Below are 14369 nucleotides of genomic sequence, written 5' to 3'. Positions count from 1 at the left end.
AGATTTGAATTTTAATTCAAATCATGTTATAATCATACAGTATTCTATTTTAGAAAGCAGTGTGACTATGAATTTTTCTTTTTTACCTAAGTATTTACCTTATTTTAACTATGGGGCTGTTGTAACGGTTCTCATTTCTATCTGTGTTGTCTTTTTGGGAACTATTTTGGGTGTTGTCTTGGCTTTTGGGCAACGTTCAAAGTTTAAACCGCTTGTTTGGCTCGCCAACTTGTACGTTTGGATTTTCCGTGGGACACCGATGATGGTTCAGATTATGATTTCCTTTGCTCTTATGCATATCAATGCTCCGACTATTCAGGTTGGGATTTTGGGTGTTGATCTTTCTCGCTTGATTCCAGGGATTTTGATTATCTCTATGAACAGTGGTGCTTATGTTTCTGAGACTGTTCGTGCTGGGATTAATGCGGTTCCAAAAGGTCAGCTAGAAGCGGCTTATTCGCTAGGGATTCGTCCTAAAAACGCTATGAGATATGTGATTTTGCCACAAGCTATCAAAAATATCTTGCCAGCTTTGGGGAACGAATTTATCACTATTATCAAGGACAGCTCCCTCTTATCAGCTATCGGTGTCATGGAGTTGTGGAACGGGGCTACAACAGTTTCTACAACAACCTATTTACCTTTAACACCACTTTTATTTGCTGCATTTTACTACTTGATTATGACTTCTATTTTGACAGTGGCCTTGAAAGCTTTTGAAAAACGTATGGGACAAGGAGATAAGAAATAATGACAGAAACCTTGATAAAAATTGAAAATTTACATAAATCCTTTGGAAAGAATGAAGTATTGAAGGGCATCAACCTCGAGATTAAAAGAGGAGAAGTTGTCGTTATCATCGGTCCTTCAGGGAGCGGGAAATCTACCTTGCTTCGCTCTATGAATTTGTTGGAAGAAGCGACCAAGGGGAAGGTTATCTTTGAGGGAGTCGATATTACGGACAAGAAGAATGACCTCTTTGCCATGCGTGAGAAGATGGGCATGGTTTTCCAACAATTCAATCTCTTTCCTAATATGACTGTGATGGAAAATATTACCTTGTCACCTATCAAGACCAAAGGTGAGAGCAAGATAGTGGCTGAGAAGAGAGCCCAAGAGCTTTTGGAAAAAGTTGGTTTGCCAGATAAGGCAGACGCTTACCCACAGAGTTTGTCAGGTGGGCAGCAACAACGGATTGCCATCGCGCGTGGTTTGGCCATGGAACCAGATGTTTTGCTCTTTGACGAGCCAACCTCAGCCTTGGACCCTGAAATGGTAGGAGAGGTACTGGCTGTTATGCAAGACCTTGCCAAATCAGGGATGACTATGGTTATCGTAACACATGAGATGGGATTTGCTCGTGAGGTGGCAGATCGTGTCATCTTTATGGCAGACGGTGTGGTTGTTGAAGACGGAACACCAGAACAGATTTTTGAACAAACCCAAGAACAACGGACTAAAGACTTCTTGAGTAAGGTTTTATAAGTTAGCTTTGTTTAGTTATTTGTAGTCAACTTTACATATAAAATATAGATTAATGAAAAGCTCAACCAGAGCTTTTTCTTATAGTTTGAAACTATAAGATTGCCTAGGAAAGAAGTGTTAGAGGGTACTGGCAGTTTTTGGTATAATGGAAGATATTTGAAAGAAAAGAGAATTGATATGACACGGATTATTGATGGGAAAGCTTTAGCGGCCAAATTGCAGGGGCAGTTGGCTGAAAAGACTGCAAAATTAAAGGAAGAAACAGGTCTAGTGCCTGGTTTGGTAGTGATTTTGGTTGGGGACAATCCAGCCAGCCAAGTCTATGTTCGTAACAAGGAACGTTCTGCTCTTGCGGCTGGTTTCCGTAGCGAAGTAGTGCGAGTTCCAGAGACCATTACCCAAGCGGAATTGTTAGACCTGATTGCTAAATACAATCAAGATCCAGCTTGGCATGGGATTTTGGTTCAGTTGCCATTACCAAAGCACATTGATGAAGAGGCAGTTCTATTGGCCATTGATCCAGAAAAGGATGTGGATGGTTTCCATCCTCTAAATATGGGACGCCTTTGGTCTGGACATCCAGTCATGATTCCATCAACACCCGCAGGGATTATGGAGATGTTTCATGAATATGGGATTGATTTGGAAGGTAAAAATGCGGTCGTCATAGGTCGTTCCAATATCGTTGGAAAACCTATGGCCCAGCTTCTTTTGGCCAAGAATGCAACAGTGACCTTGACCCACTCACGCACACATAATCTCGCTAAGGTTGCTGTAAAAGCGGATATTCTTGTGGTCGCAATCGGTCGTGCTAAGTTTGTGACTGCTGACTTTGTCAAACCAGGTGCGGTTGTCATTGATGTCGGTATGAACCGCGATGAAAATGGCAAGCTCTGTGGAGATGTTGACTATGATGCCGTTGCACCACTTGCTAGCCACATCACACCAGTTCCTGGAGGTGTCGGCCCTATGACCATTACTATGCTCATGGAGCAAACTTATCAAGCAGCACTTCGGACATTGAATAGAAAATAAGAGAAAAAATTCGCTGAAGATAGTGTATTTTCTATAGCTATATCAAAAATGGCAGAAATGAATATTAAATTTTGGATATAAGATTACAAAAGGAGGTCTGGGCCTCCTTTTTGTTGTATAATGGAGTGAGGTGATTAGATGATTTTAAAAATTTATAATGGGGAATATAGTTTACAATGGGATGGAATATACTACTTAGCACTAATTGATTATCCAAATATTCAAGAGTGGGAATTAGAAAAAATTGCAAAATTTATAGCTTACGAAAAACTTCATAAACGTCAAACAAGTATTGAGTGTGATGATTCTTGTTTAAAAAAAGAAATTTTAGATTACATCTGTCAGCATCCCTTTCTGCCACCATTTACCCCTACAGATAAAAGAGTAGCCTCGACTTATGATCTACATAAGAGGTTAGTGACTTCAGACTACTGTAGTCATACTACGACTATAGATGCAGCGATTTCTATCTTTAAAACAGGTCAGCTCTTATCTGCTGTGAAAGCCTTTGGGCGAGATGCTGAGGAGTTGGTTTTGGATAGTAGAAATGCTGCATCGGATCCGATAGATTATTTTGACTATGTCATGTTAGGGTGGTCAAATACAAGTTCTGGTTATCGATTAGCGATGGAGCGTTTGTTAGAACGGGCACCGTCTGAGGAGGAATTGCAAGAAAAGTTCATTCCTGGCGTTAGTTTTCATTTTCTGTATGAAGAATTAATTCAAGCACCAGGTTATATGTTTGATGGCTACCATGTTGCAAAAATTAAGGACATGTTGAATTTATTTAGTGAGTTGTATATTTGCATTATTCCAACTCATAATAAGAGCCAATTTGAAAATATTATTCCAACTAAAATACAAGATAGGGTGCATTATCTTGACTATGCTGGAGAAGACTTAGAAAAGTGGACTAAGAAAGTCTATCAAGTTGTTTTAAAACAATCAGATAAAGGATAGTTGAGGAAAAAACGATGAAAGTGATTGATCAAGCCTTACTAGAAAAAGTCATTATTGAACGTTCTCGTACCAGTCATAAAGGAGACTACGGTCGTCTGCTCTTGCTGGGTGGGACTTATCCTTATGGGGGAGCTATCATCATGTCAGCCATTGCAGCTGTTAAAAGTGGGGCAGGATTGGTGACTGTTGGAATGGATAGGAAAAATATCCCTGCTCTGCACAGTCATTTACCTGAGGCTATGGCCTTTGCTCTTCAAGACCAGCAATTATTAAAAGAGCAGCTGGATAAGGCAGAAGTTGTCTTAGTGGGACCTGGTTTAGGAGACAATGATTTTGGAGAAGAACTAGTCAAACAGGTCTTTACTAGCCTAAGACAGAATCAGATTTTGATTGTAGACGGAGGGGCCTTAACCATCCTTGCTAGAACAAGTTTGTCATTTCCGTCTAACCAGTTTATCTTAACTCCCCATCAAAAAGAATGGGAAAAACTGTCTGGTATTCCTATTGAAAAGCAAAAGGAAGATGCAACGGCTAGTGGCCTGACTTCCTTCCCTCAAGGAACGATTTTAGTTGAAAAAGGTTCAGCTACTCGTATTTGGCAAGCTGGCCAGTCTGATTATTACCAGTTACAGGTTGGTGGTCCCTATCAGGCGACTGGGGGAATGGGAGATACTCTTGCTGGAATGATTGCAGGATTTGCAGGCCAATTCCGACAGGCCAGTCTTTATGAACGTGTGGCAGTAGCGACTCATATTCATTCAGCCATAGCCCAAGAACTAGCTCAAGAACATTATGTGGTCTTGCCGACGGAGATTAGTAATTGTCTTCCTAAAGTAATGAATAAAATATCTAAAAATAGACTGAGGGAGAACTTAATTTGAGTGGGAAATTTAGAAATTTTTTTAAGATAAAACGCATAATATCAAGTTTTTTATACCTGATAATATGTGTTTTTATAATTTTGAAACCAATCATTTTCATAATCAGATTCATTTTCAATCCAAACCTTTTACTTCAACTTCGATAGTTTGTTGAAAAAATTTTAAAGACCTTTACTTTACCAAATATGTTCCCTATTTTATTTATGTCTCTATTTAATCATTTTTTGTATTACAGGAGGTCAATTATGAGAAATTTTTGGAAAAATAGTTCAAATGGAAAAAAGAAACGGAAATAGTTTTATAACAATGAATGTTCTTGTTTAATTGCTTTTTATATTCATTTTACAAATTTTTAAAAATTATAATAAAGAATTTCTGAAATGAAAATATTTTTAATCTTATTTTCTTGTTTTAATGTTACTGAAAATAGAATATTTGATGTTTCCAACTTTTGAATAATAAAGGTATACATGATATAATGAAGGTAGCTCTTTAGTGGAGGTGTTTGAGTGGAAAATCTGAAGAAAATGGCAGGCATCAAGGCTGCTGAGTTTGTCAAGGATGGCATGGTAGTAGGATTGGGTACTGGCTCTACTGCCTATTATTTTGTTGAAGAAATCGGTCGTCGGATTAAGGAAGAAGGTTTGCAGATTACAGCCGTAACGACTTCTAGCGTGACTAGTAAACAGGCTGAAGGGCTTAATATTCCGCTCAAGTCTATTGACCAAGTAGATTTGGTTGATGTGACGGTTGATGGCGCGGATGAAGTGGATAGTCAGTTTAATGGAATCAAAGGCGGTGGTGGTGCCCTTCTCATGGAGAAGGTTGTCGCAACGCCCTCAAAAGAATACATTTGGGTGGTGGATGAAAGCAAGCTGGTAGACAAACTAGGTGCTTTTAAATTGCCTGTGGAAGTGGTTCAATATGGTGCAGAACAGCTTTTCCGTCGTTTTGAGCGAGCTGGCTACAAACCAAGTTTCCGTGAAAAAGACGGCCACCGTTTTGTGACGGATATGCAGAACTTTATCATTGACTTAGCCTTGGATGTCATCGAAGATCCAATTACCTTTGGGCAAGAATTGGACCAAGTTGTTGGTGTCGTAGAGCACGGCTTATTCAACAAAATGGTGGATAAGGTTATTGTTGCTGGACGAGACGGGATTCAGATTTTAACCTCAAGAAAAGGAAAATAGAAGGAGATACACTATGTCAAAATTTAATCGTATTCATTTGGTAGTATTAGATTCTGTAGGAATCGGTGCTGCACCAGATGCTAATAACTTTGTCAATGCAGGGGTTCCAGATGGAGCTTCTGACACACTGGGACACATTTCAAAAACAGTTGGTTTGAATGTGCCAAACATGGCTAAAATCGGTCTAGGAAATATTCCTCGTGAAACTCCTCTGAAGACTGTACCAGCTGAAAGCAATCCAACAGGGTATGCAACAAAATTGGAAGAAGTATCTCTTGGTAAAGATACGATGACTGGTCACTGGGAAATAATGGGACTCAACATTACTGAGCCCTTCGATACTTTCTGGAACGGATTCCCAGAAGAAATCTTGACAAAAATCGAAGAATTTTCAGGACGCAAGGTCATTCGTGAAGCCAACAAACCTTACTCAGGAACAGCCGTTATCGATGACTTTGGACCACGTCAGATGGAAACTGGAGAGTTGATTATCTATACTTCAGCAGATCCTGTTTTGCAGATTGCTGCTCATGAAGACATCATTCCTCTGGATGAATTGTACCGTATCTGTGAATATGCACGTTCGATTACCCTTGAGCGTCCAGCCCTTCTCGGTCGTATCATTGCTCGTCCTTATGTAGGTGAGCCTGGTAACTTCACTCGCACAGCAAACCGTCGTGACTTGGCAGTATCTCCATTTGCACCGACTGTTTTGGATAAATTGAACGAGGCTGGTATCGATACTTACGCTGTTGGTAAAATCAATGATATCTTTAACGGTGCTGGTATCAACCACGACATGGGTCACAATAAGTCAAATAGCCATGGGATTGATACACTATTGAAGACTATGGCACTTACTGAGTTTGAAAAAGGATTCTCATTCACAAACTTGGTTGACTTTGATGCCCTTTACGGTCACCGTCGCAATGCTCATGGTTACCGTGATTGCTTGCATGAGTTTGATGAACGCTTACCTGAAATTATCGCAGCTATGCGAGAAAATGACCTACTCTTGATTACTGCGGATCATGGCAATGACCCAACTTACGCAGGAACAGACCACACTCGTGAATATATTCCATTGTTGGCCTACAGCCCTGCCTTTAAAGGAAATGGTGTTATTCCAGTCGGACATTTTGCAGATATCTCAGCGACAGTTGCGGATAACTTTGGTGTTGAAACTGCCATGATTGGGGAAAGTTTCTTAGATAAATTGGTGTAAGATGAAACGCTATGCTTTACTTGTTCGGGGCATTAATGTTGGTGGCAAGAATAAGATTGTCATGGCGGAGCTTCGGCAAGAATTGACAGACTTGGGACTGGAAAAGGTTGAAAGCTACATCAACAGTGGCAATATTTTCTTCACTTCGATAGCCCCCAAAGCTCAATTAGTTGAAAAATTAGAAGTTTTCTTTGAAGTCCATTATTCATTTATTCAAAGTTTTTCTTTACTGAGTCAAGAAGACTATGAAGAAGAACTTGAAAAGCTACCAGCTTGGTGGAACAAAGACTTGGCACGAAAAGACGTCCTCTTTTACACTGAGGGCTTGGATGTGGAGCAAGTCATCGAGACGGTTAAAAGTTTAGAGCTGAAAGATGAAGTGCTTCATTTTGGAAAACTTGGGATTTTCTGGGGGAAATTTTCTGAAGAATCCTACTCTAAGACTGCCTATCATAAGCACCTGCTCAAGATGCCTTTATATCGCCACATTACCATTCGCAATGCAAAAACTTTTGACAAAATCGGTCAATTGCTAAAAAATAATAAAGGAGACACACAATGACATTTTTAGACAAAATCAATGAAACAGCTGCTTTCCTGAAAGAAAAGGGAATCCAAGCGCCTGAGTTCGGTCTAATCCTTGGGTCAGGACTTGGAGAACTGGCAGAAGAAATTGAACATCCAGTTGTAGTAGACTATGCTGAGATTCCAAACTGGGGCCGTTCAACAGTAGTTGGTCACGCTGGTAAATTGGTATATGGTGAACTGGCAGGTCGCAAGGTCTTGGCTCTTCAAGGTCGTTTCCATTTCTACGAAGGAAATCCTCTGGAAGTCGTGACTTTTCCAGTACGTGTGATGAAAGTTCTCGGATGTGAAGGTGTCATTGTAACCAATGCAGCTGGTGGTATTAGTTTTGGTCCTGGTACTTTGATGGCTATCTCAGACCATATCAATATGACGGGGCAAAACCCATTGATGGGGGAAAACTTGGATGATTTTGGTCCTCGTTTTCCTGATATGTCTAAAGCCTACACACCAGAATACCGTGCTACTGCCCATGAAGTGGCTAAGAAACTTGGTATCAAGCTTGATGAAGGTGTCTATATCGGTGTAACTGGTCCGACTTATGAGACACCAGCAGAGATTCGTGCTTATAAGGCATTGGGAGCAGATGCAGTTGGTATGTCTACTGTTCCTGAAGTTATTGTGGCAGCCCACTCAGGCTTGAAAGTTCTAGGAATTTCATGTATTACTAACTTTGCGGCTGGTTTCCAAGAAGAACTCAACCACGAGGAAGTTGTAGAAGTAACTGAACGTGTCAAAGGCGATTTCAAAGGCTTGCTGAAAGCGATTCTTGCAGCACTATGAGAAAGAAAAATAAGTGTGAAAACTTCTCTATAAAGTAGAAGATGAATGAAATACTTAACTTCTATATAGAATTATAATATGAAAAATGAATGAGGTTCCTATACTTTTATAAACCTCTTCAAATCCTTGCTAACAAAGTATAAAAATGAAATCGTGATGCTAAAGGAGATTAGCTGATTGGAGAATATTGTTGGTAAAGAGGGTGAAAAAAATAAAAGAAAGATATATGTATAAATGAAAATTGGTCAACAAATTATGCGTTTTGGCATAAAAAAATTAAGTATCGGAGTTGTATCTGTAGCAGTTGGTTTTGCTTTTATAGTACCAACAGGTGTTTCTGCCAATGAAGGAAATCATGGTCTGAAAAATGAAGGCTCTGTATCAGTAGTAGCAAAGGATAGTCCCGTAAAAGAAAACACTGATAAAAAACAGGAAGTATCTATTACAGAGGAGAAAGCTACAGCTACTCAATCAACTTTAGAAACAAAAGAAGTTGTTACACATGGAAAAGAAAAAGCAGGAGAAGAATTATATAAGAAAGAATCTGCTGTGCCTCATGAGGAATTGAAGAAAGAGGAAATTCTAAAGGATGAGCCGAAAAATTCTCGTCCAGTAACAGAGGCAGACTTTGTCAAAATTTCTAAAGGAGAACTCCATGTAGAGAAGGATCTTGTAGATAATTCTTTATACGGTGGAAAATTTTTAGATCCTGATGGCGATGATGATCATGATGGAATAAAAAATAAGGATGAATTGTATATTTACAATAAAGATGGGAAAGATTATTTAGGTTACCATAGCCATCCATTACTAGCAGATAGTGATGGAGATGGATTAGCAGATGGAGAAGATGATAACAAGAAACAATGGTATGTCACAGATCGTGATTCCCTCCTTTTTATGGAGTTGGCTTATCGTGATGATGATTACATTGACAAAATTCTAGATCATAAAAATCCTTTTCCAAGTCTTTATCTTGATCGTCAAGAATATAAAATGATGCACAATGAGTTAGCCCCATTTTGGAAGATGAAAAAGGCTTATCATACAGCAAGTGGCTTGGATGCTTTCTTGTTTGAAACTAAGAGTGATCTTCCTTATTTAAAAGACAATACTGTTCAAATGTTGGCTATTCGTGGAACGCGAGTTAATGACGCCAAGGATTTAAGTGCAGATTTTGTTTTGTTAGGAGGAAATAAACCTGCACAAGCGGATGATATCCGTAATGTTGTAAAAGAACTAGCGCAGGATTCCAGCATTACCAATCTTTATATGACAGGTCATTCGCTGGGAGGCTACTTAGCTCAAATAGCGGCAGTTGAAGCTTATCAGAAATATCCTACTTTTTATAATAATGTTTTGAAAAAAGTTACGACATTTAGCGCTCCTAAAGTAATTACTTCTCGAACTATTTGGAATGCTAAAAATGGTTTCTGGGATGTAGGATTAGAAAGTCGTAAGTTGGCTTTATCTGGAAAAATAAAACATTATGTGGTTGATAATGATAATGTTGTGACATCTTTGATTCGTAATGATAATGATATTGTAACCTTTACAGGTAACTCTAGTTTCAAGCACCGTTCGCGTGGTTATTTTGAAAGTAGAATGAATGCTATCCCGAATTTTAATATTGGAAAACGTGATACGCTTGATAAACAGGGATATCGTGATCAAAAATTGGACAACGTTTATTTCTTTAAGAAACAACAAGTCCCTCTGTCATCTAGTCAACCAAGTGTTGAACCTCTTGAAAATATAGCTCTAGGGAAACGAGTAACTCAAAGTTCGACAGCTTTTGGAGGAGATGCTAGAAGAGCAGTTGATGGGAAATTAGATGGAAATTACGGACATAACTCTGTCACTCATACAGATTTTCAATCAAAACCTTGGTGGCAAGTCGATTTAGACAAGGAAGAAACGATTCGCCAAATTAATATTTACAATCGAACAGATGCTGCTCAAGATAGACTGACTAATTTTAATGTGATTCTTTTGGATAGTTTTGGAAAAGAAATTGAAAGAAAGCGCATTGCATACTTGCGAGATAGTTCCGCTCAGATTTCAATTGATTATAAGAAAGCTCGTTTTGTACGCATTGAGTTAGATGGATATAACGCTCTCAGTCTTGCAGAAGTTCAGGTTTTTCGTGCTGAAAATATTGCTTGGAAAAAACAAGCACGTCAAAGCTCTACCGAATTTGGAGGAGATGCTAGTCGTGCTCTAGATGGTAATACCAATAGTAATTATAGCCAGCAATCTATCACTCATACTAAGTTTGAAAATCAACCTTGGTGGGAAGTTGATTTAGGTCGTACGGAACAGGTTGGGCTTGTCCGACTTTATAATCGTGGGGATGGAGAACTTTCTAAACGTCTCTCAGACTTTGATGTGATTTTATATGATGAAAAAGGGACAGAAGTTGCTAGACAATATGTTTCTCGTTTAGAAGGAAGCAGTTTAGATCTCCAGTTGAATGGTAAATTAGGTCGCCGTGTTCGCATTCAATTGCGTCAAAAAAATCAAGCTCTCAGCCTTGCAGAAGTAGAAGTTTTTCGATTTGTAGCTAAAAATAATGTAACTACTCAAGCTTCTAAGCCTGTACAACTGTTAAACTACACTCCTGTAAAAGATAAGACCCTAACTATCCAACATAGTGGAGCTTACATTGCACGTTATTCAATATCGTGGGAAGAAGTTACAGTAGATAAAAATGGTCAATTAGTTGTCCGAAGTCGTTCTTGGGAAGGGAATGGGCGCAATCAGATCGCAGGCTCTATCCTCAATCTCCCAATTAAGTCTAATATGCGCAATCTTCGAATTAAGATTGAGAAAAGAACTGGTCTTTTTTGGAATAGATGGCAAACAATCTATGATAATAGACCAATTCTTGCACAAGCCCATCGAAAAATCACTCACTGGGGAACAACATTGAATTCTAAGGTGAGTGATGACGATGTCTTATAATCTGATGATACAATGACAGTTAGGTTGTCTAGCTTATAAGGAAAGTACTAGCTGATTTTGAACAGAATTCAGGTAGCTTTCTATGAGAGAAAAAAATAAAACAGAAAGGTAGAGTGAAGTGTTCTAATTTGAACACGAGCGGAAAACTTGGAAAATAGATAATCTGACTGAGAAATCAGGATTTCTCGTCAGATTCCTAATTTTCAGTCGTTTTCTTGTCGCTCTCTAATCTTCATAAAATAAAGAAAGGATGGGTAAACCGTATTTGCTGAACTGAATACGGGCGGAGAACTGTGTAAAAAAGATAAACTGTCTAGCATCTGCGATGCGTCGTCAGTTTCCTATTTTTACTTTGTTCTCTGTCGCTATCCTAAATATACAAAAAAGAAAGGTAGAGCGTGTGTTTTGATTTGAACACGAGCGGAAAACTTGGAAAATAGATAATCTGACTGAGAAATCAGGATTTCTTGTCAGATTCCTAATTTTCAGTCGTTTTCTTGTCGCTCTTTGCATCATAAATTATGTCTATCCATATTGCTGCTAAGCAGGGTGAAATTGCTGATAAAATTCTTCTTCCTGGGGATCCTCTTCGTGCGAAATTTATCGCTGAGAATTTTCTTGAAGATGCTGTTTGCTTTAACGAAGTTCGTAACATGTTTGGTTACACAGGTACTTACAAGGGTCATCGTGTATCTGTCATGGGAACCGGGATGGGAATGCCATCTATCTCGATTTATGCGCGTGAGTTGATTGTTGATTATGGTGTGAAAAAATTGATCCGTGTGGGAACTGCGGGTTCTTTGAGTGAAGATGTCCACGTCCGTGAATTGGTGTTGGCGCAGGCAGCTGCAACTAACTCAAACATCGTCCGTAATGACTGGCCACAGTACGATTTTCCACAAATCGCTAGCTTTGATTTGCTTGATAAGGCCTACCATATCGCTAAAGAACTCGGTATGACAACCCATGTTGGGAACGTTTTGTCTTCTGATGTCTTTTATTCAAACTACTTTGAAAAGAACATCGAGCTGGGTAAATGGGGGGTCAAGGCTGTGGAAATGGAAGCAGCAGCACTATACTATCTTGCTGCTCAACACCATGTTGATGCTTTAGCTATTATGACTATTTCAGATAGTTTGGTCAATCCAGATGAAGATACAACTGCAGAAGAACGTCAAAACACCTTCACTGATATGATGAAGGTTGGTTTGGAAACCTTGATTGCAGAATAAAGGTAAGTTATATTCAGAATGATTTCTCTTGTTCTCAAAATGATAACTATCAACAATGAATCAATCCTGAAATAGGCAAGAATAAGGAAATTGAAGAAATCCTAATGGTGTCAAAGGACCGAGACTAGTCAGTTTAATATCTAAATCATAATCAAATAAAGTTGGAAGCCAAGTTGACAAGAAGTCAAGACTTTCAACTTTTTAACTTGAAAATTCCTAGGAGTACAAAATGGATAAGATTGAACAATTACAAGGTATTATTGATCAAAGTCAGAGCATTGTCTTTTTCGGTGGTGCAGGGGTTTCTACAGAGTCTAATATTCCAGATTTTCGTAGTTCAGATGGTATATATAGTCTGAAACTAGGTCGCCATTTTACTGCCGAGCAACTGGTTTCACGCACTATGTTTGAGCGCTATCCAGAGGATTTTTTTGATTTCTACAAAAAGTATCTGGTCTATCCTGATGCCAAGCCGAATTTAGCACATGATTATCTAGCGTCGTTGGAAAAAACAGGTAAATTAAAGGCGATTGTGACGCAAAATATCGATAGTCTCCATGAAATGGCAGGATCTCAGAAAGTTTTGAAACTGCATGGTAGTGCAGATCGTAATTATTGTTTGGGCTGTCATCGCTTTTATGATTTGACTGCCTTTTTGGAACTTGAAGGTCCAGTTCCTTACTGCTTAGATTGTGGCAAGGTGGTCAAACCTGACGTGACCCTTTATGAGGAAGCGCTAGATATGGATGTATTTAGTCGCGCAGCTCGAGCCATTCAGCAAGCAGATTTGTTGATTATTGGTGGAACTTCCTTAGTTGTTTACCCTGCAGCTAGCCTAATCAATTATTTTTCAGGGTCAAATCTTGTCGTTATCAACAAGTCCAGCACTCCTCAAGACAGCCAAGCTGATTTAGTTATCGAAGGTAAGATTGGAGAAGTTTTTTCTAAATTGAGACAATAAAAAACTGAAAGAAGTAGGACTATACTTCCTTCAGTTTTTTTGTATCACGAACTCAGAAACTATGAACAAGATTCTTTTCATTTCTAGGGGAATTTTATTGTTGATTTATAAATTGCTCGAGTTATTTTTAATTGTTGAATAAAAGGAAAAAGGAAGACTTTATGGATGAAAAACTTCCTTTTTTAGTCAATCAGTACATGCTGATTTTAATGAAATGCTACTATATTGTTTACTTTTTTAAAGATCGCAAAAAACAATCAATCTCTGCTTGAGAATGGAGAATACGCATCTTTTCTGGGTAAGTATTGTTTAAGTATTGGTATCTATCCTTAGCATTTTTTGTTCGACCATCCCAGAGAATCCAACGAATAAATTCCCAGTTGAATTGCTCGGGGCATCCCTTAGCCATACTTTCTCTGACCTTGCCTCGGTATGTGAGATACCGTTTAAAGGCTCTAAAGAGACAGGTCAATGGAGACAAGTTGAGAAAGATGATTTGGTCAGCTTCCTGCATTCTTTCCTCGTAATAGCACCAAGAATAATTCCCATCGATGACCCAAGCTTCATTCTTTGTGAGAAAGTTTTTCATCTCGGTCAACATCCATTCGCGGTCACTATCTTGCCAACCAGGTTGAAATTGGAGTGTATCCATGTGAAGTTTTGGGATGGAGTAGTAGAGAGATAACTTTTCAGCTAGCGTTGACTTACCAGCACCAGAATATCCGATAATTGCGATTTTCATTTTCTGACTTTTCCTATTTTGGGACAAAAAAACAGCCTCTATGGACTGTTTCTTATTTAGCAAGTTTAGCTGAAAGACGAGCTTTGTCGCGGCTTGCTTTGTTTTTGTGAATCAAACCTTTAGTTTCTGCTTTATCGATAGCTGAGCTAGCAGCACGGAAAAGTTCTTCAGATGGGTTTGCTTCGAAAGCTTTGATAGCAGTACGCATAGCTGATTTTTGAGCTGAGTTCTTTTCGTTTTGTTTAACGTTCAATTCAGCGCGTTTGATAGCTGATTTAATGTTTGCCAATGTTCTTACCTCCATATTTACTAACTATACCATT

Annotated in this window: 14 protein-coding genes; 12 read left to right on the top strand and 2 right to left on the bottom strand. The window is 38.9% G+C overall.

Features of this window, described 5'->3' with window-relative positions:
- Positions 1 to 67 precede the first annotated feature (67 nt).
- The 12 genes from SK629_RS06835 to SK629_RS06770 all read left to right on the top strand — a co-directional run bounded on the left by SK629_RS06835 (position 68) and on the right by SK629_RS06770 (position 13304).
- On the top strand, positions 68 to 751 hold the full coding sequence (locus SK629_RS06835) for an amino acid ABC transporter permease (RefSeq protein WP_042901164.1): 684 nt from the start codon (positions 68 to 70) through the stop codon (positions 749 to 751).
- Complete coding sequence (locus tag SK629_RS06830; protein ID WP_042901163.1) at positions 751 to 1485, top strand: amino acid ABC transporter ATP-binding protein; 735 nt, start codon at positions 751 to 753, stop codon at positions 1483 to 1485. Before SK629_RS06835 ends, SK629_RS06830 begins: the two co-directional genes overlap by 1 nt.
- A 177-nt stretch (positions 1486 to 1662) precedes the next feature.
- Positions 1663 to 2520, top strand: a complete 858-nt coding sequence (locus SK629_RS06825; RefSeq protein ID WP_042901162.1) for a bifunctional methylenetetrahydrofolate dehydrogenase/methenyltetrahydrofolate cyclohydrolase — start codon at positions 1663 to 1665, stop codon at positions 2518 to 2520.
- Between the two features lie 138 nt (positions 2521 to 2658).
- Complete coding sequence (locus SK629_RS06820) at positions 2659 to 3480, top strand: hypothetical protein (RefSeq protein ID WP_042901161.1); 822 nt, start codon at positions 2659 to 2661, stop codon at positions 3478 to 3480.
- Positions 3481 to 3494: 14 nt separating this feature from the next.
- Entirely contained in the window at positions 3495 to 4361 is an 867-nt protein-coding gene (locus SK629_RS06815; RefSeq protein ID WP_042901160.1) for an NAD(P)H-hydrate dehydratase, read from the top strand.
- Between the two features lie 509 nt (positions 4362 to 4870).
- On the top strand, positions 4871 to 5554 hold the full coding sequence (rpiA, locus tag SK629_RS06810) for a ribose-5-phosphate isomerase RpiA (RefSeq protein ID WP_042901158.1): 684 nt from the start codon (positions 4871 to 4873) through the stop codon (positions 5552 to 5554).
- 13 nt (positions 5555 to 5567) lie between these two features.
- Entirely contained in the window at positions 5568 to 6779 is a 1212-nt protein-coding gene (locus SK629_RS06805; protein WP_042901157.1) for a phosphopentomutase, read from the top strand.
- Position 6780: 1 nt separating this feature from the next.
- Positions 6781 to 7341, top strand: coding sequence for a DUF1697 domain-containing protein (locus tag SK629_RS06800; protein WP_042901155.1), 561 nt, complete (start codon positions 6781 to 6783; stop codon positions 7339 to 7341).
- Positions 7338 to 8147, top strand: coding sequence for a purine-nucleoside phosphorylase (locus SK629_RS06795; RefSeq protein WP_042901154.1), 810 nt, complete (start codon positions 7338 to 7340; stop codon positions 8145 to 8147). Before SK629_RS06800 ends, SK629_RS06795 begins: the two co-directional genes overlap by 4 nt.
- A gap of 234 nt (positions 8148 to 8381) precedes the next feature.
- Entirely contained in the window at positions 8382 to 11111 is a 2730-nt protein-coding gene (locus SK629_RS12640) for a thiol-activated cytolysin C-terminal domain-containing protein (protein WP_080710239.1), read from the top strand.
- Between the two features lie 521 nt (positions 11112 to 11632).
- Positions 11633 to 12343, top strand: a complete 711-nt coding sequence (gene deoD / locus SK629_RS06775; RefSeq protein ID WP_042901153.1) for a purine-nucleoside phosphorylase — start codon at positions 11633 to 11635, stop codon at positions 12341 to 12343.
- A gap of 229 nt (positions 12344 to 12572) precedes the next feature.
- Entirely contained in the window at positions 12573 to 13304 is a 732-nt protein-coding gene (locus SK629_RS06770; RefSeq protein WP_042901152.1) for an NAD-dependent protein deacylase, read from the top strand.
- Positions 13305 to 13533: 229 nt separating this feature from the next.
- On the opposite strand, the gene SK629_RS06765 is transcribed toward SK629_RS06770, so the two are convergent.
- Positions 13534 to 14046 (bottom strand): DNA topology modulation protein, encoded by a 513-nt coding sequence (locus tag SK629_RS06765; protein WP_042901151.1) that lies wholly within the window; start codon positions 14044 to 14046, stop codon positions 13534 to 13536.
- A 52-nt stretch (positions 14047 to 14098) separates the two neighbouring features.
- Positions 14099 to 14335 (bottom strand): 30S ribosomal protein S20, encoded by a 237-nt coding sequence (gene rpsT, locus SK629_RS06760; protein WP_001274000.1) that lies wholly within the window; start codon positions 14333 to 14335, stop codon positions 14099 to 14101.
- Between the last annotated feature and the right edge of the window lie 34 nt (positions 14336 to 14369).

This window comes from Streptococcus mitis (assembly GCF_000722695.1).
GTDB classification, from domain to species: Bacteria; Bacillota; Bacilli; order Lactobacillales; family Streptococcaceae; genus Streptococcus; species Streptococcus mitis_O.
Note: the sequence above shows the minus strand (reverse complement) of the source record. Positions and strands in the feature narration are given on the sequence as shown.